Annotated in this window: 26 protein-coding genes; 13 read left to right on the top strand and 13 right to left on the bottom strand. The window is 64.5% G+C overall.

Annotated features, from left to right (window positions below):
* Nucleotides 1-22: 22 nt before the first annotated feature.
* On the top strand, nt 23-547 hold the full coding sequence (locus tag PSV26_RS19010; RefSeq protein WP_300573029.1) for a gamma carbonic anhydrase family protein: 525 nt from the start codon (nt 23-25) through the stop codon (nt 545-547).
* Nucleotides 547-1515, top strand: coding sequence for an Hsp33 family molecular chaperone HslO (locus PSV26_RS19005; protein ID WP_300573027.1), 969 nt, complete (start codon nt 547-549; stop codon nt 1513-1515). The genes PSV26_RS19010 and PSV26_RS19005 overlap by 1 nt, the downstream gene beginning before the upstream one ends.
* Before the next feature lie 18 nt (nt 1516-1533).
* Here PSV26_RS19005 and PSV26_RS19000 read toward each other — a convergent pair whose 3' ends face one another.
* The 6 genes from PSV26_RS19000 to PSV26_RS18975 form a co-directional block, all read right to left on the bottom strand.
* Entirely contained in the window at nt 1534-2076 is a 543-nt protein-coding gene (locus tag PSV26_RS19000) for a hypothetical protein (protein ID WP_300573024.1), read from the bottom strand.
* A gap of 65 nt (nt 2077-2141) precedes the next feature.
* Complete coding sequence (locus PSV26_RS18995) at nt 2142-2417, bottom strand: septum formation initiator family protein (RefSeq protein ID WP_300573021.1); 276 nt, start codon at nt 2415-2417, stop codon at nt 2142-2144.
* A gap of 15 nt (nt 2418-2432) precedes the next feature.
* The gene (gene eno, locus PSV26_RS18990; protein WP_300573019.1) at nt 2433-3719 is read right to left on the bottom strand and encodes a phosphopyruvate hydratase; all 1287 of its coding nucleotides are present in this window, start codon (nt 3717-3719) and stop codon (nt 2433-2435) included.
* Nucleotides 3720-3745: 26 nt separating this feature from the next.
* Complete coding sequence (locus PSV26_RS18985) at nt 3746-4051, bottom strand: DUF1330 domain-containing protein (RefSeq protein ID WP_300512882.1); 306 nt, start codon at nt 4049-4051, stop codon at nt 3746-3748.
* Nucleotides 4052-4119: 68 nt separating this feature from the next.
* Entirely contained in the window at nt 4120-4977 is an 858-nt protein-coding gene (gene kdsA, locus PSV26_RS18980; RefSeq protein ID WP_300512880.1) for a 3-deoxy-8-phosphooctulonate synthase, read from the bottom strand.
* Nucleotides 4974-6641 (bottom strand): CTP synthase, encoded by a 1668-nt coding sequence (locus PSV26_RS18975; protein ID WP_300512878.1) that lies wholly within the window; start codon nt 6639-6641, stop codon nt 4974-4976. The genes kdsA and PSV26_RS18975 overlap by 4 nt, the downstream gene beginning before the upstream one ends.
* Nucleotides 6642-6757: 116 nt before the next feature.
* On the opposite strand from PSV26_RS18975, the gene coaBC reads away from it, so the two are divergent.
* The 4 genes from coaBC to PSV26_RS18955 all read left to right on the top strand — a co-directional run bounded on the left by coaBC (nt 6758) and on the right by PSV26_RS18955 (nt 9628).
* On the top strand, nt 6758-8014 hold the full coding sequence (gene coaBC / locus PSV26_RS18970; RefSeq protein ID WP_300573016.1) for a bifunctional phosphopantothenoylcysteine decarboxylase/phosphopantothenate--cysteine ligase CoaBC: 1257 nt from the start codon (nt 6758-6760) through the stop codon (nt 8012-8014).
* A gap of 6 nt (nt 8015-8020) precedes the next feature.
* Nucleotides 8021-8440, top strand: coding sequence for a hypothetical protein (locus PSV26_RS18965; protein ID WP_300512874.1), 420 nt, complete (start codon nt 8021-8023; stop codon nt 8438-8440).
* Between the two features lies 1 nt (nt 8441).
* Nucleotides 8442-8891: a dUTP diphosphatase gene (gene dut / locus PSV26_RS18960; protein WP_300512872.1), complete on the top strand. Its 450-nt coding sequence runs from the start codon at nt 8442-8444 to the stop codon at nt 8889-8891.
* 209 nt (nt 8892-9100) lie between these two features.
* Nucleotides 9101-9628: a glycine zipper 2TM domain-containing protein gene (locus PSV26_RS18955; protein WP_300512870.1), complete on the top strand. Its 528-nt coding sequence runs from the start codon at nt 9101-9103 to the stop codon at nt 9626-9628.
* Nucleotides 9629-9697: 69 nt separating this feature from the next.
* Here the strand turns inward: PSV26_RS18955 and PSV26_RS18950 are convergent, their stop codons facing one another.
* Nucleotides 9698-10222 (bottom strand): peptidylprolyl isomerase, encoded by a 525-nt coding sequence (locus PSV26_RS18950; RefSeq protein ID WP_300512868.1) that lies wholly within the window; start codon nt 10220-10222, stop codon nt 9698-9700.
* Nucleotides 10223-10236: 14 nt separating this feature from the next.
* Here PSV26_RS18950 and PSV26_RS18945 point away from each other — a divergent pair, with 14 nt between their 5' ends.
* From PSV26_RS18945 to PSV26_RS18935, 3 genes are all read left to right on the top strand, one after another.
* The gene (locus PSV26_RS18945) at nt 10237-11415 is read left to right on the top strand and encodes a cupin domain-containing protein (RefSeq protein ID WP_300512866.1); all 1179 of its coding nucleotides are present in this window, start codon (nt 10237-10239) and stop codon (nt 11413-11415) included.
* Between the two features lie 53 nt (nt 11416-11468).
* Nucleotides 11469-11987, top strand: coding sequence for a hypothetical protein (locus PSV26_RS18940; RefSeq protein WP_300573014.1), 519 nt, complete (start codon nt 11469-11471; stop codon nt 11985-11987).
* 236 nt (nt 11988-12223) lie between these two features.
* Nucleotides 12224-12448 carry a hypothetical protein gene (locus PSV26_RS18935; RefSeq protein WP_300512862.1) on the top strand — a complete coding sequence of 75 codons (225 nt, stop codon included), beginning with the start codon at nt 12224-12226 and terminating at the stop codon, nt 12446-12448.
* A gap of 79 nt (nt 12449-12527) precedes the next feature.
* Here the strand turns inward: PSV26_RS18935 and PSV26_RS18930 are convergent, their stop codons facing one another.
* The 5 genes from PSV26_RS18930 to PSV26_RS18910 all read right to left on the bottom strand — a co-directional run bounded on the left by PSV26_RS18930 (nt 12528) and on the right by PSV26_RS18910 (nt 16829).
* A complete protein-coding gene (locus PSV26_RS18930; RefSeq protein ID WP_300573011.1) occupies nt 12528-13298 on the bottom strand; it encodes an MBL fold metallo-hydrolase in 771 nt (256 codons plus the stop codon).
* 22 nt (nt 13299-13320) lie between these two features.
* A complete protein-coding gene (bamC, locus tag PSV26_RS18925; RefSeq protein ID WP_300512858.1) occupies nt 13321-14472 on the bottom strand; it encodes an outer membrane protein assembly factor BamC in 1152 nt (383 codons plus the stop codon).
* A gap of 19 nt (nt 14473-14491) precedes the next feature.
* Entirely contained in the window at nt 14492-15373 is an 882-nt protein-coding gene (gene dapA / locus PSV26_RS18920; RefSeq protein WP_300512856.1) for a 4-hydroxy-tetrahydrodipicolinate synthase, read from the bottom strand.
* Nucleotides 15374-15435: 62 nt separating this feature from the next.
* The gene (locus PSV26_RS18915; RefSeq protein ID WP_300573010.1) at nt 15436-16020 is read right to left on the bottom strand and encodes a bifunctional 2-polyprenyl-6-hydroxyphenol methylase/3-demethylubiquinol 3-O-methyltransferase UbiG; all 585 of its coding nucleotides are present in this window, start codon (nt 16018-16020) and stop codon (nt 15436-15438) included.
* The gene (locus PSV26_RS18910; protein WP_300573007.1) at nt 16017-16829 is read right to left on the bottom strand and encodes an SDR family oxidoreductase; all 813 of its coding nucleotides are present in this window, start codon (nt 16827-16829) and stop codon (nt 16017-16019) included. Before PSV26_RS18910 ends, PSV26_RS18915 begins: the two co-directional genes overlap by 4 nt.
* A 160-nt stretch (nt 16830-16989) precedes the next feature.
* On the opposite strand from PSV26_RS18910, the gene fusA reads away from it, so the two are divergent.
* Nucleotides 16990-19050 (top strand): elongation factor G, encoded by a 2061-nt coding sequence (gene fusA / locus PSV26_RS18905; protein ID WP_300573004.1) that lies wholly within the window; start codon nt 16990-16992, stop codon nt 19048-19050.
* Nucleotides 19051-19186: 136 nt separating this feature from the next.
* Here the strand turns inward: fusA and PSV26_RS18900 are convergent, their stop codons facing one another.
* A complete protein-coding gene (locus tag PSV26_RS18900) occupies nt 19187-20416 on the bottom strand; it encodes an MFS transporter (protein WP_300512848.1) in 1230 nt (409 codons plus the stop codon).
* A 145-nt stretch (nt 20417-20561) separates the two neighbouring features.
* On the opposite strand from PSV26_RS18900, the gene PSV26_RS18895 reads away from it, so the two are divergent.
* The 3 genes from PSV26_RS18895 to parC all read left to right on the top strand — a co-directional run bounded on the left by PSV26_RS18895 (nt 20562) and on the right by parC (nt 25967).
* Nucleotides 20562-22532 (top strand): DNA topoisomerase IV subunit B, encoded by a 1971-nt coding sequence (locus tag PSV26_RS18895; protein WP_300573001.1) that lies wholly within the window; start codon nt 20562-20564, stop codon nt 22530-22532.
* A 35-nt stretch (nt 22533-22567) separates the two neighbouring features.
* Nucleotides 22568-23467 (top strand): lytic transglycosylase domain-containing protein, encoded by a 900-nt coding sequence (locus tag PSV26_RS18890; protein WP_300572999.1) that lies wholly within the window; start codon nt 22568-22570, stop codon nt 23465-23467.
* Nucleotides 23468-23609: 142 nt separating this feature from the next.
* Nucleotides 23610-25967, top strand: a complete 2358-nt coding sequence (gene parC / locus PSV26_RS18885; RefSeq protein ID WP_300572996.1) for a DNA topoisomerase IV subunit A — start codon at nt 23610-23612, stop codon at nt 25965-25967.
* Nucleotides 25968-26050: the final 83 nt, after the last annotated feature.

The raw sequence follows: 26050 nt of genomic DNA, 5'->3' as shown, positions 1-26050 counted from the left end.
TCCCCTCACTTCACCAAGAACCATGGCCCTCTACCAACTCGACGACCTGACTCCTGCCGTTCATGAATCTGCCTGGGTCGCCGACAGCGCGCAGGTCATGGGTAATGTGACACTGGCCGAGGACAGCAGCGTCTGGTTCGGCGTGGTGATTCGCGGCGACACCGAAACCATTCGCGTGGGCAAGGGCTCCAACATCCAGGACAACAGCGTCCTGCATGCCGACATGGGCATGCCGCTGTCCATCGGCGACAACGTCACCGTGGGCCACCAGGTCATGCTGCACGGCTGCACCATCGGCGACGGGTCGTTGATCGGCATCCAGGCCGTGGTGCTCAACGGCGCAAAAATCGGCAGGAACTGCCTGGTCGGCGCCGGCTCGCTGGTGACCGAAGGCAAGGAGTTTCCCGACGGATCCATGATCCTCGGCAGCCCGGCCAAGGCCGTGCGGCAGCTGACGCCCGAGCAGATCGAGGGTTTAAAAATGAGCGCCCGGCACTATGTAGAGAATGCGCGGCGTTACAGAGCCGGCTTCAAAAAGATTGATTGATGTCTGAATTACACAAGTTTATTTTCGACGGCCTGCCGGTGCGCGGCATGCTGGTGCGCCTGACCGACGCCTGGCAGGAGATCCTCAAACGGCGCGAGGCCGGCGGCGGTTACCCGCCCGAAGTCCTGCAGCTGCTCGGCGAAATGACGGCGGCCGGCGCGCTGATGCAGGGCAACATCAAGTTCAACGGCGCGCTGGTCCTGCAGATTTTCGGGGACGGCCCGGTCAAGCTGGCCGTGGCCGAAGTCCAGCCCGACCTGAGCCTGCGCGCCACCGCCACCGTGACCGGTGAGGTGCTGCCGGGCGACACCTTGAGCCGTCTCGTCAACGTCAGCAACCAGGGCCGCTGCGCGATCACGCTGGACCCGAAAGACCGGCTGCCCGGCCAGCAGCCCTACCAGGGCGTGGTGCCGCTGTTTGGCGACCAGCATGAAAAGCTCGAAAACCTCGGCGAAGTGCTGGAGCACTACATGCTGCAAAGCGAGCAGCTCGACACCCGGTTGATTCTGGCGGCCGACGGGCAGGTCGCTGCCGGCCTGCTGATCCAGCGCCTGCCGGTCAAGGGCGAGGGCAACCTGGAAAGCCAGCGCGACCGGGACGCCGACGAGGACCAGATCGGCCGCAACGAGGACTACAAACGCATTGCGCTGCTGGCCGGCACGCTCAAGCGCGAGGAGTTGCTGACGCTGGATGCCGACACCATTCTGCACCGCCTGTTCTGGGAAGAAAAAATCACGCGGTTTGTGCCGAACACACCGACCTTTGCCTGCAGCTGTTCGCAGGAGCGAGTCAGCGGCATGCTGCGCAGCCTGGGCACGGCCGAGGTGGAAAGCATCATCGCCGAGCAGGGGCGCATCGACGTGGGCTGCGAGTTCTGCGGTGCGCAGTACGGGTTCGACCCGGTCGATGCCGCGCAGATTTTCACCCGGCAGGAAAGCCAGCTGCCGCCCGCGCCTACGGTGCAGTAGTGGCCATGCCGGTTGCCCTCAGGGCGCCCGGCGGGCCATCAGGTCGCTGAGCAGGCGGCGTTCGCAGGCCGGATCGCTGCAGGTGTCGCAGGCCCAGACCCAGGGACGGCGCGCCTCGTCGTCACCAGCCCCCGGCGCAGACGGCTGGTGGCCGTCCAGCAGCGTCCGCAGTGCACCCAGGGCATGGCTCAGGCGCTGCGGCCCGAGGCCGTAAACCACGGTGTAGGGCACACCCGCGTTGGCAAGCTGCTGGCGCAGGTGCCGGTCAACCGCTTCCTGGGTCACCGCGAGACCGGCGGGCGCAGGCAGGTCCAGGCCCAGGAGCAGGACTTGATCGAAACCGAAGTGGCGGGGGTCTGCTGGTGCGCCGGCACGGGCTGGCATCACGGAAGCCAACGGCGGGTTGTCGGCAATCAGGGTGGGAAGGAGAGCGGTGCGGCCGTCCAGTGCCGCCCTCAGTTCGCCAGCCAGCCGGGTCTTGCCGGTTCCCGCTGCGCCCAGCAGCGCGATGCGGCACGCCTCCGGCCCGGCTTCCTGGCGGGCTGCCGGATCATGCGTCAAATCAGGCTCCAGCCCTTATGGATAAAGCGCCATCAGCTATTGAAAAAATAGCACACTGGCTGCGCTCAGGGCGCAATCTGTACAAAAATTTCATTGGGCTTGACCATGCCCAGCTCTTGGCGCGCTTTTTCTTCCACCATCTCCAGGCCTTCGCGCAGGTCTTTGACCTCGGCAGCCAGGCGCTCGTTGTCGGCCTGCGCCTGCACGTTTTTGGCGATCTGCTCACTGAGCCTGCGCTGCATCTCGTTGACGCTGGGAAGGCTGCCCCGGCCCACCCAGAGTTGCGCATGCACGATGACCAGCAGCGCAATCAGGAGGGCGGGGACGACGCGGTTTCCCACGATCTGCTGGTGAGGTTAGCGCAGGTTGTAGAAGGCAGCGCGGCCGGGGTAGGTCGCGATGTCGCCCAGGTCTTCTTCGATGCGCAGCAACTGGTTGTACTTGGCCATGCGGTCCGAGCGGCTCAGTGAACCGGTCTTGATCTGGCCGGCGTTGGTGCCGACCGCGATGTCGGCAATGGTGGCGTCTTCGGTCTCGCCGGAACGGTGCGAAATCACGGCGGTGTAGCCGGCGCGTTTGGCCATCTCGATGGCGGCAAAGGTTTCGCTCAAGGTGCCGATCTGGTTGATCTTGATGAGGATGGAGTTGGCAATGTTCTTGTCGATGCCTTCCTTGAGGATTTTGGTGTTGGTGACAAACAGGTCGTCGCCGACCAGCTGCACCTGCTTGCCCAGGCGCTCGGTCAGGATTTTCCAGCCGTCCCAGTCGCCCTCATGCATGCCGTCTTCGATGCTGATGATGGGGTACTTGTCGCACCAGGTGGCGAGCATGTCGGTCCACTGCTGGGCATTGAGTTGCAGGCCGCCTTCGCCTTCGAGCACATACAGGCCGTCCTTGTAGAACTCGCTGGCGGCGCAGTCCAGCGCCAGGGCGATCTGGTCGCCGGCGGTGTAGCCGGCCTTGTCGATGGCTTCGAGAATCAGCGCAATGGCTGCTTCGTGGTTTTCAACGCTGGGCGCAAAGCCGCCTTCGTCGCCCACGGCGGTGCTGATGCCCCGGTCGTGCAGGATTTTCTTCAGTGCGTGGAACACTTCGGCGCCCCAGCGCAGGGCTTCGCGAAAGCTCGGCGCGCCCACCGGCACGATCATGAACTCCTGCAGGTCCAGGCTGTTGTTGGCGTGCGCGCCGCCGTTGATCACGTTCATCATGGGCACCGGCATCTGCATCGCGCCCATGCCGCCGAAGTAGCGGTACAGCGGCAGGCCGGCTTCCTCGGCAGCGGCGCGTGCCACGGCCATGCTGACGGCCAGCATCGCATTGGCGCCCAGGCGGGACTTGTTCTCGGTGCCGTCCAGGTCGATCAGCGTGCGGTCCAGGAAGGCCTGCTCGCTGGCGTCCAGGCCCAGAACGGCTTCGGAGATTTCGGTGTTGATGTACTCGACCGCCTTGAGCACGCCCTTGCCGAGGTAACGCGAGGTGTCGCCGTCGCGCAGTTCGATGGCTTCGCGCGAGCCGGTGGAGGCACCCGAGGGCACGGCGGCGCGGCCCATCACACCCGACTCCAGCAGGACGTCGCACTCGACCGTGGGGTTGCCCCGGCTGTCGAGGATTTCGCGGCCGACGATATCAACAATTGCGCTCATTAGGTTCCTTTTAAGTAGAGGGGATATCAGACCGGCGCGGCAACGCCTTCGACCAGCACCATATTGAAAAACTCGGTGGCGCCGGCACGCCTGGCGCGCGCGGCACGGTACATCTCGTCGTCGTAGAAGGTTTTCGCCTTCTCGAAGCTGGGAAAGCGCAGCATCGCAATACGCGCGGGCTGCCAGTGGCCTTCCAGAGTCTCGAACTTGCCGCCACGCACCAGGTATTCACCACCGGCGGCGGCCACGGCGGCGGGGGCGGCTGCCATGTACTGCTTGTACTGCTCGGGATCAGTGATCTTCATGTCAACGATGATGTAGGCAGGTGTCATGCGTGTCTCTGGTTATTGTTGTTGTTGTTGTTGTTGTTTGTGTGTGTGTGTGTGTGTGTGTGTGTGGCTCAGGCGCTGAAATTGTTTTCCAGGAAGCCGTTCTTCTTGGTGACGCGGTCGAGTTCGAGCAGCGTCTCCAGCAAGGCCATCATGTGTTTGAGCGGGACGGCGTTCGGGCCGTCACTCATGGCCTTGGACGGGTCCGGATGGGTTTCCATGAAGATGCCCGCAATGCCGACCGCGACGGCGGCGCGGGCCAGCACCGGCACCATCTCGCGCTGGCCGCCGCTGCTGGTGCCCTGGCCGCCGGGCAACTGCACGGAATGGGTGGCGTCAAACACCACGGGCGCACCGGTCTCGCGCATGATGGCCAGGCTGCGCATGTCGCTGACCAGGTTGTTGTAGCCAAAACTCGCACCACGTTCGCAGGCCATGAAATTGTCGTCGTTCAGGCCTTTTTCACGCGCTGCTGCCCGGGCCTTGTCAATCACGTTTTTCATGTCGCCGGGCGCAAGAAACTGGCCCTTCTTGATGTTGACCGGCTTGCCCGATTGCGCCACCGCGTGGATGAAGTCGGTCTGCCTGCACAGAAAGGCCGGCGTCTGCAGTACATCCACCACGGCCGCCACGGCGGCAATCTCGGACTCCGAATGCACATCGGTCAGGATGGGCAGGTTCAGCTCGCGTTTGACCTTGGCCAGGATCTCCAGGCCTTTTTCCATGCCGGGGCCGCGAAAGCTGGTGCCGCTGGAGCGGTTGGCCTTGTCGTAGCTGGACTTGAAGATGAAGGGAATGCCCAGCGAAGCCGTGATTTCCTTCAGCGTGCCGGCCGTGTCCATCTGCAGTTGCTCGGACTCGACGACACAGGGGCCGGCGATCAGGAAAAACGGCTGATCGAGGCCGATCTCGAAACCACAAAGCTTCATGCTACGACTTTCAGTGTTTTTCCGGCCGCCTGGTGGTCCAGTGCGGCTTTCACGTAGGCGTTGAACAGCGGGTGGCCTGCCCAGGGCGTGGACTTGAATTCAGGGTGGAACTGCACGCCGATGAACCAGGGGTGCACGTTTTGCGGCAGCTCGACAATTTCTGTCAGGTGTTCGCGCTGGGTCAGTGCCGAGATCACCAGGCCGGCGTCACGCAGCCGGTCGAGGTAGTGGACGTTGGCTTCGTAGCGGTGGCGGTGCCGCTCGGTGACCACGTCGCCATAAATCCTGTGCGCCAACGTGTCCTTGGCGACGTCGGAGCTTTGCGCACCCAGGCGCATGGTGCCGCCCAGGTCGGACTGTTCGTTGCGCGTCTTGATGGTGCCGTCTTCGTCTTTCCACTCGGTGATCAGCGCGATGACCGGGTGCGTTGTGCCGGGGTCGAACTCGGTGCTGTTGGCGTCCTTCAGGCCCGCCACATGTCGTGCAAACTCGATGGTGGCGACCTGCATGCCCAGGCAGATGCCGAGGTAAGGCACCTTGTTTTCGCGTGCAAAACGCGCCGCGCAGATCTTGCCTTCCACGCCGCGTACGCCGAAGCCGCCGGGCACCAGGATGCCGTCGAACTTGGCCAGGCGCGAGACGTTGTCCTGTGTCAGGGTTTCCGAATCGACGTACTCGATGACCACCTTGGCATGGTTTTTCATGCCGGCGTGGCGAATCGCCTCGTTGAGCGACTTGTAGCTGTCCGACAGGTCCACGTACTTGCCGACCATGGCAATGTGCACTTCATTGGCCGGATGCGCGGTTTCGTAAACCAGGTCGTCCCAGCGCTTGAGGTTGGCTGGCGGTGTGTTCAGGCGCAGCTTGTCGCAGATCAGCCCGTCCAGGCCCTGCTCGTGCAGCATGCGCGGCACCTTGTAAATCGTGTCCACGTCCCACATGGAAATCACGCCCCACTCGGGCACGTTGGAGAACAGCGAGATCTTTTCACGCTCTTCGCTGGGGATGGGGCGGTCGGCGCGGCACAGCAGCACATCGGCCTGGATGCCGATTTCGCGCAGCTGTTTGGCGGTGTGCTGGGTCGGCTTGGTCTTGAGCTCGCCCGCGGCAGCGATCCAGGGCACATAGCTCAGGTGCACAAAGGCCGTGTTGTTGGCGCCCAGGCGCAGGCTCATCTGACGCACCGCCTCGAGGAAGGGCAGCGACTCGATGTCGCCGACCGTGCCGCCGATTTCGACAATCGCAACGTCCACCGCCTGCGGCGTGTCGTAACCGGCGCCGCGCTTGATGAATTCCTGGATTTCGTTGGTGACGTGCGGGATGACCTGCACGGTCTTGCCGAGGTAGTCGCCGCGGCGTTCTTTTTCAAGCACGCTTTTGTAGATCTGGCCGGTCGTGAAATTGTTGGCCTTGCGCATGCGCGTCTCGACAAAACGCTCGTAGTGGCCCAGGTCCAGGTCGGTTTCCGCGCCGTCGTCGGTGACAAACACTTCGCCGTGCTGGAACGGCGACATCGTGCCGGGATCGACGTTGAGGTAGGGGTCCAGCTTGATTAAAGTGACTTTGAGGCCTCGCGATTCAAGGATCGCTGCCAGGGAGGCTGAGGCGATTCCCTTGCCCAGGGAAGACACCACACCGCCGGTGACGAAGACAAATTTGGTCATGTCAGGTACGAACCGCAAGTTCGCTTAGGTGGTAAACCGGGATTATACGGGTGAGTCTGCGTCCGCCCCGGTTCGCGCCGTCAGTGATGCGGACAAACTGGGATACATTGCGGGGCATGACGCAGCAAGCAATCGAACAAGACCCCGTCAATGTTGGCGATCTGGCCGGCAAACACATCGTGCTGGGCCTGTCGGGCGGCATTGCCTGCTACAAGGCGGCAGAATTGTGCCGCGCGCTGATCAAGCAGGGCGCCACCGTGCAGGTGGTGATGACCGAGGCCGCCGAGCAGTTCATCACGGCGGTGACGCTGCAGGCGCTCAGCGGCCGGCCGGTCTACACCAGCCAGTGGGACAGCCGGGAGGCCAACAACATGGCGCACATCAACCTCAGCCGCGAGGCTGACGCCATCCTGATCGCACCGTGCAGCGCAGACTTCATGGCCAAGCTGCTGCACGGGCGTGCCGACGACCTGCTCAGCCTGATGTGCCTGGCCCGGCCGATAGCCGCCGTGCCGCTGCTGATCGCACCGGCGATGAACCGTGAAATGTGGGCCCACCCCGCGACCCAGCGCAACATGGCGCAGCTCTCTGGCGATGGCGCAACCATTCTGGGCGTGGGCAGCGGTTTCCAGGCCTGCGGCGAAACCGGCGACGGGCGCATGCTGGAGCCGCCCGAACTGCTCGAGGACATCATTGCCTTTTTCACCCCCAAGGTGCTGGCCGGCCAGCAGGTGCTGGTGACGGCGGGACCGACCTACGAGGCCATCGATCCGGTGCGCGGCATCACCAACCTGTCGAGCGGCAAGATGGGGTTTGCGGTGGCTCGCGCCGCGCGCGAGGCTGGCGCCGAGGTCACGCTGGTGGCCGGGCCGGTGAGCTTGAGCACACCGCGCGGCGTCACCCGCATCGATGTCAAGTCAGCACAAAACATGCTTGAAGCCGTTATGCAACAAGCGCCGGCAGCTACTGTTTTTATAGCAACTGCAGCCGTGGCCGACTGGCGACCGGCGAGCAGCGCGGAGCGCAAGATCAAAAAAGACGGCTCGGGCCAGGCGCCCCAGCTGGCTTTCACCGAGAACCCCGACATCCTGGCGACCGTGGCGCAATCGCCGCGCGCCCGGTCGGGGGAGCTGTTCTGCGTGGGTTTTGCCGCCGAGAGTCACGACCTGGCGGACAACGCGCAGGCCAAGCGCCGGCGCAAGGGCGTGCCGCTGCTGGTCGGCAACATCGGTCCGGCCACTTTTGGCCGGGATGACAACGCCCTGCTGCTGGTCGATGCGCAGGGCAGCCGGGAACTGGCGCGTGCTTCCAAGCTGTCGCTGGCGCGGCAACTGGTGGCAGAGATCGCCAGCCGGATCCAACGGGCAGGGTGACGCACGGTGCAACTGCCTTCCGACACCCCGCCCGACGGCGACTTTGCCCGGTATGTGGAAAAACTCAGTGCCACCGCGGCAGCGACTGCTCTGGCCAGGCAGACGAGGCCGGAGGCGCAGCCGGGCCCCGGCCTGATGGCCGGGGCCGCCGCGCAGCCACGGCGGGAGGCCGTCAATGACGCGGCGCCGGCCCGGCCGGCCGGGCCGTCCTTGTGGACGGTGGGCAGATGGGTGCTGATCGGCTGGATTGCGCTGCAGCTGATTTCCGCGCTCGTTCCGCGCGCCGGCCTGTTGACCCTGCCGCTGCTGATCGCTTTTGCGGGGTGGGCGTTTTACCGGTTTAAAAAATATTCCCCGGAACTGATCAGGTCGCGTCTGCGCACGCTGGCAGAGCAGACCGCCAAAGAATTCAAACAAGGCAAGTGACATGAAAATCGACGTCAGGATCATCGACGACCGCCTGCGCGGCAACCTGCCGGCTTATGCCACGCCCGGCAGCGCCGGACTGGACCTGCGCGCCTGCCTGCAGGAACCGCTCACGCTGCAGCCCAACGCCTGGCAACTGGTGCCCACCGGACTGGCGATTCATCTGCACAACCCCGCCTATGCGGCCATGATCCTGCCGCGCTCGGGGCTGGGGCACAAACACGGCATCGTGCTTGGCAACCTGGTCGGGCTGATCGACAGCGACTACCAGGGCCAGCTCATGGTCAGCGCCTGGAACCGCAGCGATGTCGCTTTCACGATAGCCCCGATGGAGCGTATCGCCCAGTTGGTCATCGTTCCCGTGGTGCAGGCCGAGTTCAACGTGGTCGATGATTTTGCCGCTACCAGCCAGCGCGGCGAAGGCGGCTACGGCTCCACCGGCAAGGCCTGAGAGGCCTCCCGCTCTCTGAGCGGACAAGGCGGGGCGTCAGGCTTTTCCTACACCGGCCGGCAGCCGGCTCCCACGCCGGGACAGCCTGGGACCCCACCCTCGCGAAGGCCCGGCTTGGTTGTAATCAGTGTTGCAGGGTCCTCCGGCAAATTGTCCTTCAACCGAAGGATGCGTTGGGTCCTTTGAACGTTCACACACAGGAGATTTCCATGCGTCAAGCTTCCCGCCTTGTTTCCGTCGTTTCATCCGTGGTTGTGGTCGCCGGGCTTGCCGCCTGCGCTGCGCCCATGAGCCAGCCGGCCCAGGGTTCGAACTACCCGGCTGCGACCTACCCCGCATCGACCTACCCCGCAACCACTTATCCCGCACAGAACCCGCAGGGCAACTACATTGAATACGGCCGTGTGAGCAATGTGGAAGTCCTGCGTACGCAACAACCGGCCTCGACCACCGGTCTGGGTGCGGTGATCGGCGGCGTGGCCGGTGCAGCCGTGGGCAGCCAGATCGGCGGCGGCAGCGGACGTACCGCAGCCACCGTGCTTGGCGCTGTGGGTGGTGCCGTTGCCGGCAATGCCGTCGAGAAGAACCGCAACACCCAGCCTGTCAATGAGACCTACCGCGTGTCGGTCCAGCTGGACAACGGCGGCACCCGTGCGTACGACGTGCCTTCGTACGGCGAATTGCGTATCGGCGACCGCGTGAAGATCGAGAACAACCAGCTCTACCGCATGCGTTAAGCCGCTGCGGCGCCAAACAAAAAAGCTGGCCTGCTCGTGAGAGCAGGCCAGCTTTTTTTATGGGAGGGTCTAATGCAGCGTGTTGTTGCCGGGCGCCTGTGATTCCAGCTTGAAAAAGCCGGTGCCCATGGAGCCTTGGCCGATTTCCGCTTCGGTGGCCTCGCGCACGGACTCGACCTTCAGGCTCAGGCGGATCGCAATACCGGCCAGCGGGTGGTTGCCGTCCAGCACCACATGGTCGGGGTAGATTTCAGTCACGGTGTAGATATGGTCGGTCGGCGTGTCCGGGTTGACGCCGGCGGGCAGGGCGGCGCCGTCAAAGGTCAGGCCTTCTTCGAGTTCGGCCGGAAACAGCTTGCGGGCTTCCAGAAAAACAAGGTTTTCATCGTAGTCGCCGAAAGCGTTTTCAGGCTCCAGATGAAGGTCGATAGCCGCGCCTGCTTCATGACCCTGCAGGCTTTCCTCGATCTTGGCGAGCAGGTCATCACCGCCCAGAAGGAACTCCACCGGCTCGTCGAGTTCGTCCAGTATTTCGCCCAGGGTGTCTTTCAGCGTCCAGGTCAGGGCTACGACGCATTGCGGGGTGATTTTCATCGGACAATTGTCCCATGGATGTCAATCAACCCCTCGCCCTTCTTGCCGGTCTGAGCCCGGTCCAGTTCATGCGCCGCCACTGGCAGAAAAAGCCCCTGCTGGTGCGCCAGGCCATGCCCGGTTTCAGGCCCTTGCTGAGCCGCAAGGAGCTGTTCGACCTGGCGGCGCAGAAACAGGTGGAGTCGCGCCTCGTGGTCCAGCAGCCCACCGGTTGGCGCATGAAACAGGGCCCGTTCGGGCCGCGCAGTCTGCCGGCCCTGAGCCGGCCGCAGTGGACCCTGTTGTTGCAGGGAGTGGACCTGCACGAGCACCGGGCCCATGAACTGCTGCAGCAGTTTCGTTTTGTGCCCGACGCCCGGCTCGATGACCTGATGATTTCATTTGCCACGCCGGGCGGCGGCGTGGGCCCGCACTTCGACAGTTACGACGTGTTCCTGCTCCAGGCCAGCGGCCGCAGACGCTGGAAGATTGGCCGGCAGCAAGACCTGACGCTGCAGGAAGGTGTGCCGCTGAAGATCCTGCAGAACTTCGAGCCCGAGCAGGAGTTTGTGCTGGAGGCCGGCGACATGCTTTACCTGCCGCCGCGTTATGCCCATGACGGCCTGGCCGAGTCATCGCACGACGAGCACGGCAAGGCGCAGGACTGCATGACCTACTCCATTGGTTTTCGGGCGCCCAAACGTGCCGAGCTGGCGGGTGAACTGCTGCAGCGGCTGGCAGATTTTGCGGGTGATGATGAGGACGACGGTGCCGTCAGCCAAGGCATCTACCGCGATCCGTCGCAGGCCGCAACGTCAACGCCCGCGGCGCTGCCTGAAGGCTTGCTTGCGTTTGCGCAAAAGGCGGTACATGACGCCTTGAAAGACCCGCTGGCACTGGCCTGCGCGCTCGGCGAATGCCTGACGGAGCCCAAGGCCTCGGTCTGGTTTGACGACCCGGCGGGACGCTGGGACCCGCGCTGCGCCGAGGGCCTCTGCCTGGACCCGCGCACCCGAATGATGTACGACGCGCAGCATGTGTTCATCAATGGAGAGAGTTACCGCGCGAGGGGGGCTGATGCCACCCTGATGCGACGCCTGGCCGACCAGCGCCGGCTCGCGGCCGCCGACCTTGGCCGCGCGGGATCGTCCGCGCTGGACTTGCTGGCAGACTGGCACGCGGCCGGCTGGCTGGCGCATCCGCAGGCTTGCTGAACCCCGCGTCATGCCTTCTGTTTCATGCGTTTCATGCCTTCAAGGAGCCGATGATGAGCGATCTCCATCCTTCCGCCGGGCCTTCATCGCCCGCGCTGCTGCAGGGACGTTTCGAGGGGCGTTCGGCATTCGCCGATCTGGTGCGACAGGGCTTCGCCGCTGCGGCCGCTGAGGGTTGGCGCGAGATCATTCTTTGCGACGCCACCTTTGAGGACTGGCCGCTGGGTGAGCGCAGTGTTGTGCAATCCCTCAACGACTGGGCAGGATCAGGGCGTACGCTGACCATGCTGGCCCGGAACTATGACGAGGTGACGCGGCGGCACGCGCGATTTGTGAGCTGGCGCCGCACCTGGTCCCACATTGTTGAATGTCGCGGCAGCGGTGCAGTGGCGGCCAGCGACCTGCCCAGCGCCTTCTGGAGCCCGGTCTGGGTGTTCGAACGGCTGGACCTGGTGCGCAGTACCGGTGTGGCCGGGTCAGAACCGGCGCGTCGCGTCGCACTGAGGGAAAGGCTGACGGAAAAGCTGCTGCGCAGCAGCCCGGCCTTTCCGGCGACCACCCTGGGAATTTGATGTTTTGGCGCGACGCCGCACTGAAACCCCGCTGGCGAAAGTGGCGATGGGGGGGGGTAGTTTTCCTGATTTTTTGTGAATTGAGGGTTTTTACGGCGGTGAAAACCCGCATATACTCTGCGTCAGGGCAGTTTGAGCTCGCATCACTCGCCCCCCGTTGAAAAACTCGAATCGTCAGATTTGGGTTTTTTTTTGACGGATTTATAAGTTGTCTCTCATTCATCAAGGATATCGATATGAACAAGTCCCTCGTTTTGGCCGCCATCGTTGCTGCCGTTGCTCTGGCTGCCTGCGGTAAAAAAGAAGAAGCGCCTGCACCTGCGCCCGTCGTTGTGACCCCGGCACCTGCGCCGGCAGCTGCCCCCGCTGAGGCCGCTTCTGCACCCGCAGCCGCCGCACCTGCACCGTCGTCCGCACCCGTGCCGGCTGAAGCCATGTCGCCTGCCAGCGCAGCGAAGTAATTTTTTTTCGCTCCCGAAAAGCCGCCTCCGGGCGGCTTTTTTCATTGGGAGCAAGGCTCTGACCCGGGCGGGGCTTGCCTTACAGCCTGAGCCAGGGAGTGCCGCTACCGGCATCGGCGATCACCAGCTCGGCGCTGCTGCCAAGTGCCTCGGACATCGCCTGGTGCGCCAGTTCCGGCCGGTTGTTTTGCTGGCTCAAATGGGCAGCCACCAGCTGCCTGAGGCCGCCCTGCGCGACCGAGCGGGCAATCTCGCCCGCGGCAGCATTGGACAGGTGGCCATACAGGCCGCCTACGCGCCGCTTGAGAAAAGGCGGGTAGGCCGACTGGGCCAGCAGATCGCTGTCGTGGTTGCACTCGAGCAAGAGGGCATGGCAATGTGCGAGGTGGGCCAGCAGGTGGGCGGTGGCGTGGCCAAGGTCGGTCAGCAGACCGAGTTTGGAAGCGCCGTCCGTGCAGGTGAGCTGCAAGGGCTCACGCGCGTCATGCGGCACCGTGAAGGGCATGAGCTGCAGTTCGCCGAGGTCAATCGCCTCCCCGTCGCGTGCGGTGTGGAGCAGCCCGTCGAAGTCGGCCAGGCCAATGCCCTCCTGCGTGCCGCGGCTCATCCAGACCGGGACCCGATGGCGCCGGGCGAACTGGCGAACGCAACCAATGTGGTCGCTGTGTTCGTGGGTGATGAAGATGGCGTCGATGTCGCCATCGGCCAGACCGGCCTGGGCCAGCCGCAGCGACAGCTGGCGCAGCCCCAGGCCGCAATCGACCAGCAGTCGCCGGGTGCGCAACCCGGTCGCCTCCACCAGCGTGGCATTGCCTGTGCTGCCGCTGCCCAGGCTTTTGAACCTCAGCACCGGCCAGGCTCCATGCGGCGCCTTATTTCAGGTCGTCGGCAATGACCTGCACGATGCGCTGGGCATTGGCCGACGCTTCGGGATTGCCCTGGGCGTTGAGCACGGACACGGTGGTTGCTTCGCCCTGGCTGCGCACAGCGATCCTGTATTTGAGGGGAGCCGGGCCTGCCGAGGAACTGCTGAAGAGCTTGCTGAAGAAGCCGGGTTCCTTCTTGTCGCCGGTAGGTTCGACGTAGCGCACAAAATAAGTGCCTTGCGCGCGGTCGCGGTCTTCGACGGTGAAGCCGGTGCGGTCCAGGGCCAGACCGACACGGCGCCAGGCGCGTTCAAAACCCTCGTCCATCTGGACCACCGGCATGTTGTTGACATTGGCGACACGTGCGCTCTGCCGCGCCGGGCCCGTGGCGATCAGCGCCTTGGATTGCTCCTGGCTGACACCGAGCTTGACCATCAGGCGGCGCAGGAATTCGGCTTCCAGTTCCGGGTCAGCCGGGCGGGGCTGCCACACCGTGCCGTCGCTTTTTTGCGGTGTCTTGACTGTGCCCGTCAGCACCTCCACCATGCCGCGGTGGCTGATGTAGATCTCGGTGCTGCCTGTCGGCGTGCGCTCCAGGCGGGTGCGGAACTTGTCGCGTTCGCCGGTGGAGTACAGGCTGTCGAGCAACTTGCCCAGGGTGGCGCGGATGAAGTCCTGCGGCAGCTTGGCGCGGTTTTCCGCATAGTCGGTTTCCATGATGCCCAGGTTTTCCTGCTCGGTGGCGATCAGGAAGCCGTTTTCCTGCCAGAACTCGCGCACCGGGCCCCACAATTTGTCGGCCGGGCGGTTCACCACCAGCCAGCGCTGCGTGCCCGCGCGTTCGATGCGCACATCGCCGACCGTGAGGGCCGCCGTTGGCACGGACTGGGTGGTCTGTCCGACCTGGAAGCCGCTGGCCGTCACGGAACTGCCGGGCACGACATAACGGGTATCGCGCGACAGCTGCGTCAGGTCGGGGGGAACCTCCAGCGAGGGCGCCTTGCCGGCGCTTTTGTAATCGACCTTGTCGCCCTGCAGGGACTCGCTCAGTGAGGAGCAACCCGAGAGGAGGAGCGCGGCGACGAGCGCCAGCAGCGGGGCAGCGGCAAGCCGCGGTGCAGATACAAATCCGGAAGCGCTGGTCGTGTGCAATGTCATCACTGGGTTTCCTTAAAAATCAGAGCAGGCCGCAAACGCGCAGGGCGTTTTCGACGGTGGCCTCGTTGGCCGTTTCTAGCGTCGTCATGGGCAAGCGCAGGGTCCCGCCGCACAGGCCCATGCGGGCCATGGCCCACTTGACCGGAATCGGGTTGGCTTCGACAAACAGGTGCTTGTGCAGTGGCAGCAGCTGGAGCTGGATTTTCATCGCACCGCGCGCATCGCCGGCGATGGCAGCGACGCAGAGTTCATGCATCAGGCGCGGCGCCACATTGGCGGTCACGCTGATGTTGCCCTGACCGCCGCACAGCATCAGCGCCACGGCGGTCGGGTCGTCGCCGGAATAGACGGCAAAACCGGCCGGCGCTTCCTTGATCAGCCACTGCGCGCGTTCGATGTTGCCGGTCGCTTCCTTGATACCCACGATGCCGGGCACCTGCGCCAGCCTCAGCACGGTGGCGTGCAGCATGTCGGCCACAGTACGGCCGGGGACGTTGTACAGAACCATGGGCAGATCCACCGCTTCGGCAATCGCGGTGAAGTGCCGGTACTGGCCCTCCTGCGTCGGCTTGTTGTAGTAAGGCACGACCTGCAGCTGGCAGTCGGCGCCGACAGTTTTTGCAAAACGGGCCAGCTCGATGGCCTCGGCGGTGGAGTTGGCGCCGCAACCGGCCATGACGGGAACCCGGCCCTTGGCCTGTTCGACGGAAACGCGGATGATCTCGCAGTGTTCTTCGACGCTGACCGTGGGCGACTCGCCGGTGGTGCCGACCACGCCGAGGCAATCGGTGCCTTCGGCGATGTGCCAGTCCACCAGCTTGCGCAGGGACGGATAGTCAACGCTGCCGTCTTCATGCAGGGGGGTGGCCAGTGCAACGATGCTGCCGGTAATGGTTTTCATGTCTTTGTGTCAGGGGTGGCGCTCTGGCCGTGGTCAATGCTGCGATAAGCCAATTCAGCATTCTACCCAGTGCGCTGGTCGATCAGGTAGCGTGGGACCGTCCCCGGCGCCACCAGTTCCCGCACGGCTGCAATCCGCTGTGTAAAGCGGTCGGGGGCTGGCTGGAAGCCATCCTCAAAGGCGACCACCCGCAGGCCACGGCAGACCTCCAGCAGCTCGCCGGGACGCAGCAGGAAATCGGGCCGCGAGGGCTTGCCCACGGTTTCGTTGCCCTGGGCAAAGGTTTCGTAGATCAGCACCCCACCCGGCGCAAGGCTGGCCAGCAGCGTGGGCAGCAGGGGGCGCCACAGGTAGTTGGTGACCACCACGGCGTCAAACTCGCGGCCGGCAAAAGGCCAGGGGCCGGCCTCGATGTCGGCGACCACCTTCTCACAGCGGTCTGCCGGAATTGCTATGGAATCAATAGCTGCTTGCGCCCGTTCCACAAGGGTCAGAGGGTGATTTCGCTGATGAAACCAGTAAGCGTGCCGGCCATGGCCACAGGCGACGTCGAGCACGCGGCCCCGGGCCGGCACCAGGTGGGACCAGCGCCGCACCCAGGCGGACGGGGTGAGGCTGGCATGCGCAGGGGCGGTATCGGTTTTCAATGGGGTTTGACCTCGTCCTTGAGGGCGGCCAGCGCCATGGATTCGACGACACCGGGCGCCAGCAGCTTGAGCCAGCGCCCGAGTTTGCCTTTGGTCGTCATCACGACCTCGCGCGTCCTTTTGTCCATGCCTTCAAGGATCAGTCGGGCGCAGGTTTCCACACTCATGGCATCGTCTTCCCTGAGGCCGCTGGCGCCGGCAGGCGTGCCTGCGGCGTTGAAGCCCCGGTAGCGGATCTGCGTGGCGACCACGCCGGGGTAAGCAGTGGTGACGCTGACGCCGGCCGTTTTCAGTTCGGCGCGCAAGGCTTCAAAAAAACCGGTCATGGCGAACTTGCTGGCGCTGCAGGCCGTGCGCCCGGGAACGCCCACCAGCCCGGCCAGGCTGGAAACTGCCACCAGGCTGCCGCGGCTTTGCTTCAAATAGGGCAGGGCGGCATGGGTACACCAGACGCTGCCCCAGAGGTTGATGCGCATCAGTTCCTCGTACCAGCCCAGGTCTTCTGTCTTGACCTCTTCAAACAACGCCTGCGCCGACATGCCGGCGTTGTTGATCAGGGCGTCGATCTGGCCCGACGCGCGGGCGGCTGTGGCGATGAGCGCGCGGCACTGGGCCGGGTCGGACACATCGGTGGGGACCACCAGCGCCGCGGCCCCGCTGGCCTGGCACTGGGCGGCGACGGCCTGGAGTGCTGCTTCGTTGCGCGCCGCCAGTATCAGCGTCACCGCCGCCCCGTGGCGCTGCGCCAGCTGGCGCGCCATTTCAGCGCCTATGCCGTCGGAAGCCCCGGTGATGACGATGGTTTTCATGGCCCTGTTGTCCCCTGCATGTGTGGAGGCGAAAGACTACCACCGTTTGATCTGAGCGCCGGCCCCTTGCCCCGCTGCGGGCTATCCCTTACGCTGTGCACCTTATACAGGCCCTAATCCATCGGGCGCAGACGCCACGCCCGCCACCCAGGAGCGCGCCATGTCCTCATCCATGCATCCGGTTCCGTCGGCCGTTCCGGCCCTGCGCACGCTGGCGCTGGTGGGCGCAGCAGCCAGCGGCAAAACCACCCTGGTCGAGGTTCTGCTGCACAAGGCCGGGGCGATCGGTGCGCCGGGCAGCCTGGAGCGCGGCACGACGGTCAGCGATTTCGATCCGCTGGAGCGCCGCGCCCAGCACTCCCTGCATTCGGCGCTGGTCCATCTGCAGCACCAGGACACGCGCATTCACATCATCGACACGCCCGGCGCCCCCGATTTTCTCGGTCAGTCGCTGCCCGCACTGGAGGCGGTGGAAACCGCGGCCCTGGTGGTCAGCGCCGCCAGCGGCCTGGAGCTCATGAGCGGCCGCATGATGAGCTGGGCCGCCAGCCGCGGCTTGTGCCGCATGGTCATCATCAACAAGATCGACGCGCTGGGTATCGACCTTCCCGGCCTGCTGGCCGCCATCCAGGACGCCTTCGGCAAGGAGTGCCTGCCGCTGAACCTGCCTGCCGGCGGGGGCACGCGGGTGGTGGACTGTTTTTTCAATCCGGCCGGCGAGTCCGATTTTTCCAGCGTGGCGCTGGCGCACCGCGCGCTGGTCGAGCAGGTGGTCGAGGTTGATCCGGCCTTGGTCGAACGTTACCTCGACGAAGGCGATGTGGATCCCCGGGAGCTGCATGCGCCGCTGGAGCAGGCCTTGCGCGAGGGGCACCTGATTCCCGTGTGTTTTGTGTCAGCGCGCACAGGCGCCGGTGTGGCCGAACTGCTGGACGTGATGGTCAGGCTGCTGCCCGATCCGTCCGAGGGGAATCCGCCTAAGTTCCTGCGCGGTGAAGGGGCAGGCGCTGTCCCGGTGCTTGCCGGGCCCGACCCGGCGAAACACGTGCTGGCGCATGTCTTCAAGGTCAGTGTGGACCCTTATGTCGGCAAGATGGGCATTTTCCGTGTGCATCAGGGTACCGTGACCGCAGGCAGCCAGCTCTATATTGGCGACGGCAGGCGCCCCTTCAAGGTCGGGCACCTGTTCCGGCTCCAGGGCAAGGACCACATGGAAATCGCCAGCGCCGGACCGGGCGAGCTGTGTGCCGTGGCCAAGGTCGACGAGATCCATTTCGACGCCGTGCTGCACGATGCGGCCGAGGACGAACACATCCATCTGCAGCCGCTGGACTTCCCGGTGCCGGTGCACGGGCTGGCCATCGAACCCCGGCGCCGTGGCGACGAGCAACGCATGTGGGACCTGGTGCAGCGGCTGGTCGATGAAGATCCCTGCCTGCGGCTGGAGCATGTGGCGCAGACCCATGAAACCGTGGTTTACGGCCTGGGCGAGCTGCACCTGCGCACGCTGATCGAGCGGCTGACCGAAGTCTACAAGTGCGAGGTGAACACCCGGCCGCCGCGTATCGCCTACCGCGAGACGGTCACCGCGCCGGCCCCTGGCCACCACCGCCACAAAAAGCAAAGCGGCGGCGCCGGCCAGTTCGGGGAGGTCTTCCTGCGCATCGAGCCGCTGGCGCGCGGCGCCGGCATCGAATTTGTCGACCAGGTCAAGGGCGGCACGATTCCCGGCCAGTACATGCCGGCCGTCGAAAAAGGCGTGCGCCAGGCGCTCGACGCCGGGGTGCTCGCGGGGTTTCCGGTCACTGATGTACGGGTCGTGGTGTACGACGGCAAGCACCACAGCGTGGACAGCAAGGATATTGCCTTCGCGACGGCCGGACGCAAGGCAGTGATCGAGGCTGTGCGCGCCGCCTCGCCGGTGGTGCTCGAACCCGTCGTTAACGTCGAGATCACGGCGCCGGAAGCTGCCATGGGCGACATCACCGGCGACCTGTCGGCGCGCCGCGGGCAGGTCAGCGGCACGCGCGGGCTGCAGGCACGCACCCTGGCCGTGCTGGGCCAGGTGCCCTTGTCCGAATTGGCTGCCTATCAGTCGCGCCTCAACGCGCTGACCGGTGGGCAGGGGGCTTACACGCTGGCCTTCAGCCACTACGAGACCGTGCCGCCCGCGGTGCAGCAGCAGCTCGCCGGCCAGTTCCGCGTGCGCGAGGAAGAGTAGGAGCGTGAGCGCGGGCTAGAAACAGGCCCAGAGCTGGTCGGCCAGGGTCCTCAGGAAGTCGGGCCGGGTGTAGAGCGCAAACACGCCCACGCTGGCCGCGACAGCCAGCGCATACAAGGCGAGTTTGCGTGCCATTTCAAGCGCCTTGCGGCACAGGCGCCGGTTGCGGTCTGCGGATGGCGGTTTCACGCACCCCGAGGTTCACCACCGCGGCAAACAACCCCAGCGCAATCGCGATGTACCAGACGATGTCGTAGCTGCCCGTCACGTCATACAGCTTGCCGCCCAGCCAGACACCCATGAAGGAGCCGATCTGGTGGCTGAAGAACACAAAACCGCTGAGCATGGACAGATGCTGGATGCCGAAAATCTGCGCCACCACCGCATTGGTCGGCGGAATGGTGGACAGCCACAGCAGGCCCATCAGGCTGGCGAAGATGTAGACGCTCAGCGGGCTCAGCGGCGCGATCAGGAACACGGTGATCACCACGGACCGGGCCAAGTAGATGAAAGCCAGAATGTTTTTCTTCGACAGGCGCTGACCGAGGGCGCCGGCGGCGTAGGTGCCGAACACATTGAACAGGCCGATCAGCGCCAAAGCATAACTGGCGACTTCCGGCGACAGGCCCTTGTCGCGCAGGTAGCTGGGCATGTGCACGCCGATGAAGACGACCTGGAAGCCGCAGACAAAGTAACCGGCCATCAGCAACTGGAAGCTCGGGTACTTCAGTGCTTCCCGCAATGCCTGGAAGATGGTCTGCTCGCGCGCTGGCGTCTGGCCCGGGCCAAAACGGTTTTCTCGCAGGCCGAAAGCCAGCGGGGCGATCAGCAGGACGGCGGCGCTGAGCACCAGCAGCGCTTCCTTCCAGCCCAGGCCGCTGATCAGGAAACCTTCGACCGGCACCATCAGGAACTGCCCGAACGAGCCGGCAGCCGCCGCCACACCCATTGCCCAGGAGCGCTTTTCGGCCGGGATGTTGCGCCCGATCACGCCGTAGATCACTGCGTAGGTGGTGCCGGCCTGGGCCGCACCAATCAGGATGCCGGCGGTCAGCGTGAACATCAGGCCGCTGGTGGACAGCGCCATGCCGATCAGGCCGAGGGCATACAGCACGGCGCCGCCGATGATCACGCGGAAGGCGCCAAAGCGGTCGGCCGCCATGCCGGCAAAGATGCCGAAGACGCCCCAGGACAGGTTCTGGATGGCAATCGCGAAAGAAAAAGTTCCGCGGGTCCAGCCCTGGGCCTGGGTGATCGGCAGCAGCCAGAGGCCGAAACCATGGCGTATGCCCATGGACAGGGTGACGATGATGGCACCGCAGAGCAGCACCTGCGTCATGGAAAGATTACGGCTGGAGGATTGCATTCCATGAATGTAACCAAACGGCTGTTTGTCTGCATTGCGAAGCTGGCACGGCTTTGATGCGCAGAACGCATGAATGGGAGGAAAACCCGGTTGGACTGTATATTTATACAGTTGTAGAATCCGGCCGGACTACAATCCACCCTCCATGGCGACCAAACCACCCAACGACTATTCCGAAGGCTCGATCCGCGTGCTCAAGGGCCTGGAGCCCGTCAAGCAACGGCCGGGCATGTACACGCGCACCGACAATCCGCTCCACATCATCCAGGAGGTACTGGACAACTCGGCTGACGAGGCGCTGGCCGGCCACGGCAGGAAGATCAAGGTCACGCTGCACAGCGATGGCTCCGTCAGCATCGAGGACGACGGCCGCGGCATTCCCTACGGCCTGCACCCGGAGGAAAAGGCGCCGGTGATCGAGCTGGTGTTCACCCGCCTGCATGCCGGCGGCAAGTTCGACAAGGGCAAGGGCGGGGCTTACAGTTTTTCCGGTGGCCTGCACGGCGTTGGCGTCAGCGTGACCAACGCGCTGTCCAAACGCCTGGAGGTGAGCTCTTACCGTGACGGCATGGCCGCCACCTTGGTGTTCAGCGGAGGCGACGTCATCGAGAAGCTGCAATTGCGCAAGCAGGCCGAGGGCGACCGCAAGTCCGGCACCACGGTGAGGGCCTGGCCGGATGCCAAATATTTCGAGGCGGCGGCCCTGCCGATGGCTGAGCTGACCCACCTGCTGCGCAGCAAGGCGGTGCTGATGCCTGGCGTCACCGTGACGCTGGTGGTGGAAAAAACCAAAGAAGTCCAGACCTGGGTTTACAAGGGCGGTCTGCGCGACTACCTGATGCAGACGCTCAGTGCCGATCCGGTGATTCCGCTGTTCGAAGGCGAGGGTTTCGCCGACGCGGCGCACGACAGTTTTGCCGAAGGCGAGGGCGCCCAGTGGTGTCTGGCCTTCACCGAGGACGGCCAGCCGGTGCGCGAGAGTTATGTCAACCTGATCCCGACCAGCGCCGGCGGCACGCATGAAAGCGGCCTGCGCGACGGCGTGTTCCAGGCGGTCAAGAGTTTCATCGAGCTGCATTCGCTGCTGCCCAAGGGTGTCAAGTTGCTGCCAGAGGACGTGTTTGCCCGCGCCAGTTATGTGCTCTCGGCCAAGGTGCTGGACCCGCAGTTCCAGGGCCAGATCAAGGAAAGGCTCAATTCCCGCGACGCAGTGCGGCTGGTGTCCAGCTTCGTACGGCCGACGCTGGAGCTGTGGCTGAACCAGCATGTCGACTACGGCAAAAAACTGGCCGAGCTGGCGATCAAGGCCGCGCAAACCCGCCAGAAAGCCGGGCAGAAGGTTGAAAAACGCAAGGGCTCGGGCGTGGCCGTGCTGCCGGGCAAGCTGACCGACTGCGAAAGCCGTGACCTGGCGCACAACGAGGTTTTCCTGGTCGAAGGGGACTCCGCCGGCGGCAGCGCCAAGATGGGCCGCGACAAGGAAAGCCAGGCCATCCTGCCGTTGCGTGGCAAGGTGCTCAACACCTGGGAGGTCGAGCGCGACCGCTTGTTTGCCAACACCGAGATCCACGACATTGCGGTGGCCATCGGTGTGGACCCGCACGGTCCCAACGATTCGCCGGACCTCAGCGGTCTGCGTTACGGCAAGATCTGCATCCTCAGTGATGCGGACGTGGACGGCTCGCACATCCAGGTGCTGCTGCTGACCTTGTTTTTCCGGCATTTCCCCCAACTTATTGCGACAGGGCACATCTTTGTGGCCCGGCCACCGCTCTTCAGGGTGGACGCTCCGGCCCGCGGGAAAAAGCCTGCATCGAAGGCGTACGCGCTTGATGAGGGCGAGTTGATAGCCATTCTCGACAAATTGCGCAAGGAAGGCGTACGCGAAGGGGCTTGGGCCATCAGCCGCTTCAAGGGCCTGGGTGAAATGAATGCGGAACAATTGTGGGAAACCACACTCAATCCTGATACCCGCCGCCTGTTGCCGGTGCAACTTGGCAACTTCGACTTTGCCCAGACGGAGTCTCTGGTGACCAAGCTGATGGGCAAGGGCGAAGCCGCGGCGCGGCGCGAACTGATGGAACTGCACGGCGATGCCGTGGAGATCGATATTTAAAGGACTCCCATGCGCAACCTGCGGATCTGCACGGCATGAGCCATTTCTTACGTCAAAAGTGGCTCCAGCCCTTGTGGCTGTTGCGCAGGCAGCTATCATTTTTGATAGCCGCTGCGGCCCTGCTGCTGGCCGGCACGCCTGCCCGCGCCGATGTCTGGGGTTATGTGGACAGCCAGGGGGTGGCGCATTTCGCGGCCGAGCGGCTCGACGATCGTTACCAGCTGTTTTTCCGCGGCGGCGAGAGTTTTGACACCAGCCGCGGCGGCCGGGCGTCCGCGGGCGCCTATGGCGGCGGCATGCCGGGCGCGCCGCCCAAGCTGCTGGCCTTTTTCGACGTGTCTCCCAATTACAAGGCGGTCAAGCATCTGCTGCGCGAAGCGTCGGTGGCCAATGACATCGACTACGAGCTGCTGCAGGCCCTGATTGCCACCGAGTCGGGCTTCAACACCCATGCCGTGTCGCCCAAGGGCGCGGTGGGCCTGATGCAGCTGATGCCGCCCACAGCCCAGCGTTACGGCGTGCGGGCCGACAAAAATTCGCCGATCGAGAAAAAGCTGACCGACCCCAGGACCAATATCGTGGCCGGCTCGCGTTACCTGCGCTACCTGATCGACCTGTTTCCCGGCCAGCTGGAGCTGGCGGTGGCGGCCTACAACGCCGGCGAAGGCGCGGTCCAGCGCTACGGCAACAAGATCCCCAACTATCCCGAGACCAAAAATTACGTCAAGACCGTGATGCAGCTCTACGGCCACCTCAAGCCGCCAAGCATGATCGGTGAGGCGCGGCGCTCGGGCCGTGTCAGGATGGAAATGATGGGCGGCAGCAAAATCTCCTCCAGCCCGAGCGCTGGCGGCGCCACCGGACGCGGCAACCAACTGCCGACCCTGGTTGTGCAAAGCCCGATCGCACCGGAGTTCCGGGTCGAGCGCGACTAGCCTGAGTCCGGTTTTCCCGCTTGACTCACGGCCTCCGAACCGGCTGGCAGCGCCGGCACATGGGGTCATAATCCCCTGCGGCGGCCAGCCATCGGTCCCGCCACCCCTTTTGACCGCTATCTTTTTTGCAGTTTGAACCCCGATGGACGATCTTTTTACGCCTGCCCCACCTTCCCCTTCCGACGTCCCTGAACAGGAATCGCTGGCCGCCTATGCCCAGCGTGCCTACCTTGAATACGCGCTCAGCGTGGTCAAGGGACGGGCACTGCCCGACGTCTGCGACGGCCAGAAGCCGGTGCAGCGGCGCATCATGTTTGCCATGGCGCGCATGGGGCTGGGTTTTTCCGGCGCCGGCGGCGCCAAACCGGTCAAAAGCGCGCGTGTGGTCGGTGATGTGCTGGGCAAATACCATCCGCACGGCGACCAGGCGGCCTATGACGCGATGGTGCGCATGGCGCAGGACTTCAGCCAGCGTTACCCGCTGATCGACGGCCAGGGCAACTTCGGCAGCCGTGACGGCGACGGCGCGGCAGCCATGCGTTACACCGAGGCGCGGCTGGCGAAAATCACCACCCTGCTGCTCGACGAACTGGACGAAGGCACGGTCGACTTCGTGCCGAACTACGACGGTTCCTTTGAGGAGCCACGCCAACTGCCGGCGCGCCTGCCTTTCACGCTGCTCAACGGCGCCAGCGGCATCGCCGTGGGCCTGGCCACCGAGATTCCCAGCCACAACCTGCGCGAGGTGGCGGACGCCTGCATCGCGCTGATCAAATCCCCCAGGCTTTCCGACGACGATCTGTACACGTTGATCGCCGGTCCCGACTATCCGGGCGGCGGCCAGATCATTTCGACGGCCGCCGACATTGCCGCGGCCTACAGCACGGGTCGCGGCTCGCTCAAGGTGCGCGCCCGCTGGAAAATCGAAGACCTGGCGCGCGGCCAGTGGCAGCTGGTGGTGCAGGAGCTGCCGCCCGGCGTCAGCACGCAGCGTGTGCTGGAAGAAATCGAAGAGATCACGAATCCGAAAATCAAGGCCGGCAAAAAGGCGCTGAGCCTGGACCAGGTCCAGCTCAAGCAGACGGTGCTGGCCGTGCTGGATGTGGTGCGCGACGAGTCGAGCAAGGACGCGGCCGTGCGCCTGGTGTTCGAACCCAAGACCAGCCGCATTGAGCAGTCCGAGTTGATCACCACCTTGCTGGCGCACACCAGCCTGGAAAGCTCGGCCAGCATCAACCTGACCATGATCGGGCTGGACGGCCGGCCGACGCAGAAAACACTCCGGCAGATGTTGCAGGAGTGGATCTCCTTTCGCCAGACCACGATAGAGCGGCGTTCGCAGCACCGTCTGAACAAGGTGCTGGACCGCATCCACATCCTCGAGGGCCGGCAGCTGGTGCTGCTCAACATCGACGAGGTGATTGCCATCATCCGCCAGTCCGATGAGCCCAAGGCGGCGCTGATCGCGCGCTTCCGGCTCAGCGACCGGCAGGCCGAAGACATTCTTGAAATCCGCCTGCGCCAGCTTGCGCGGCTCGAGGCCATCAAGATCGAGCAGGAGCTCAAGGGCCTGCGCGAAGAGCAGGGCAAACTCGAGGAAATCCTCGGCAACCCGGCCGCCTTGCGCCGCCTGATGATCAAGGAGATTGAGGCGGATGCCAAGCAGTTTGCCGACCCGCGCCGTACCCTGATCCAGGCGGAGAAAAAGGCCGTGCTGGAAGTCAAGGTCCTCGACGAACCGGTGACGGTGGTGGTCAGCGCCAAAGGCTGGGTGCGTGCGCGCAGCGGCCACGGCCACGATGCGGCCAGTTTCGCCTTCAAGTCGGGTGACGGCCTGTACGGCACGTTTGAATGCCGCACTGTCGATACCCTGCTGGTGTTCGGCACGGCGACCAAGGGCACGGGCCGGGTCTATTCGATCCCGGTCGCCATGTTGCCGGGTGCACGAGGTGATGGTCAGCCGGTGACCACGCTGATCGATCTGGAGACCGGCACCCACCCGGCGCATTATTTCGCCGGGCCTGCGGGCGCCACCTTGCTGCTCAGCGGCAGCGGTGGCTACGGTTTCCTGGCCACGGTGGAAAACATGACATCGCGCCTGAAGGCCGGCAAGGCCTTCATCAGCTGTGCTGAAGGCGAGGCGATCTGCAAACCTTCGCATGTTTCGGGCAACAGCGGCTCTTCGTCCCTGAACCCGGCCACCCATGTGGCCTGCGCTTCCACCGGCGGGCGCATCCTGACCTTCGAGATCAGCGAGCTCAAGACCCAGGCCGCCGGCGGCCGCGGCCTGATGCTGATTGACCTTGATGCCAAGGACACCCTGGCCGGCGCGGCCGCGTATACCCGCAGCGTGAAGATCGAGGGCTTAGGCCGTGGCGGCAAGGAGCGCGAGGAAACGCTGGAGATCCGCAGCCTGAACAATGCCAGAGCCGCTCGCGGGCGCAAGGGCAAGGCGGCGGACCTGGGCTTCAAGCCGGTGGCGATTTCGCGGGTCGAGTAGGGTGATCTATTTGCTATCTTTGTTATAGCTAATTGCGCTGTTGGAGTAAGGGCTGCGGCCGGTTTCCTTGTAAATTTCGGCCG

This window comes from Polaromonas sp. (assembly GCF_029945685.1).
Taxonomy (GTDB): Bacteria; Pseudomonadota; Gammaproteobacteria; order Burkholderiales; family Burkholderiaceae_C; genus Polaromonas.
Note: the sequence above shows the minus strand (reverse complement) of the source record. Positions and strands in the feature narration are given on the sequence as shown.

Coding starts and splice junctions, on each gene's coding strand:
- PSV26_RS18940 (WP_300573014.1), top strand. CDS start 11,469: ATGAGCGATCTCCATCCTTCCGCCGGGCCTTCATCGCCCGCGCTGCTG.
- coaBC (WP_300573016.1), top strand. CDS start 6,758: ATGACGCAGCAAGCAATCGAACAAGACCCCGTCAATGTTGGCGATCTG.
- PSV26_RS18895 (WP_300573001.1), top strand. CDS start 20,562: ATGGCGACCAAACCACCCAACGACTATTCCGAAGGCTCGATCCGCGTG.
- PSV26_RS18890 (WP_300572999.1), top strand. CDS start 22,568: ATGAGCCATTTCTTACGTCAAAAGTGGCTCCAGCCCTTGTGGCTGTTG.
- PSV26_RS18910 (WP_300573007.1), bottom strand. CDS start 16,829: ATGAAAACCATCGTCATCACCGGGGCTTCCGACGGCATAGGCGCTGAA.
- PSV26_RS18935 (WP_300512862.1), top strand. CDS start 12,224: ATGAACAAGTCCCTCGTTTTGGCCGCCATCGTTGCTGCCGTTGCTCTG.
- dapA (WP_300512856.1), bottom strand. CDS start 15,373: ATGAAAACCATTACCGGCAGCATCGTTGCACTGGCCACCCCCCTGCAT.
- PSV26_RS18950 (WP_300512868.1), bottom strand. CDS start 10,222: ATGAAAATCACCCCGCAATGCGTCGTAGCCCTGACCTGGACGCTGAAA.
- PSV26_RS18975 (WP_300512878.1), bottom strand. CDS start 6,641: ATGACCAAATTTGTCTTCGTCACCGGCGGTGTGGTGTCTTCCCTGGGC.
- fusA (WP_300573004.1), top strand. CDS start 16,990: ATGTCCTCATCCATGCATCCGGTTCCGTCGGCCGTTCCGGCCCTGCGC.
- PSV26_RS19010 (WP_300573029.1), top strand. CDS start 23: ATGGCCCTCTACCAACTCGACGACCTGACTCCTGCCGTTCATGAATCT.
- eno (WP_300573019.1), bottom strand. CDS start 3,719: ATGAGCGCAATTGTTGATATCGTCGGCCGCGAAATCCTCGACAGCCGG.
- PSV26_RS18945 (WP_300512866.1), top strand. CDS start 10,237: ATGGATGTCAATCAACCCCTCGCCCTTCTTGCCGGTCTGAGCCCGGTC.
- kdsA (WP_300512880.1), bottom strand. CDS start 4,977: ATGAAGCTTTGTGGTTTCGAGATCGGCCTCGATCAGCCGTTTTTCCTG.
- bamC (WP_300512858.1), bottom strand. CDS start 14,472: ATGACATTGCACACGACCAGCGCTTCCGGATTTGTATCTGCACCGCGG.
- parC (WP_300572996.1), top strand. CDS start 23,610: ATGGACGATCTTTTTACGCCTGCCCCACCTTCCCCTTCCGACGTCCCT.
- dut (WP_300512872.1), top strand. CDS start 8,442: ATGAAAATCGACGTCAGGATCATCGACGACCGCCTGCGCGGCAACCTG.
- PSV26_RS19005 (WP_300573027.1), top strand. CDS start 547: ATGTCTGAATTACACAAGTTTATTTTCGACGGCCTGCCGGTGCGCGGC.
- PSV26_RS18900 (WP_300512848.1), bottom strand. CDS start 20,416: ATGCAATCCTCCAGCCGTAATCTTTCCATGACGCAGGTGCTGCTCTGC.
- PSV26_RS18955 (WP_300512870.1), top strand. CDS start 9,101: ATGCGTCAAGCTTCCCGCCTTGTTTCCGTCGTTTCATCCGTGGTTGTG.
- PSV26_RS18985 (WP_300512882.1), bottom strand. CDS start 4,051: ATGACACCTGCCTACATCATCGTTGACATGAAGATCACTGATCCCGAG.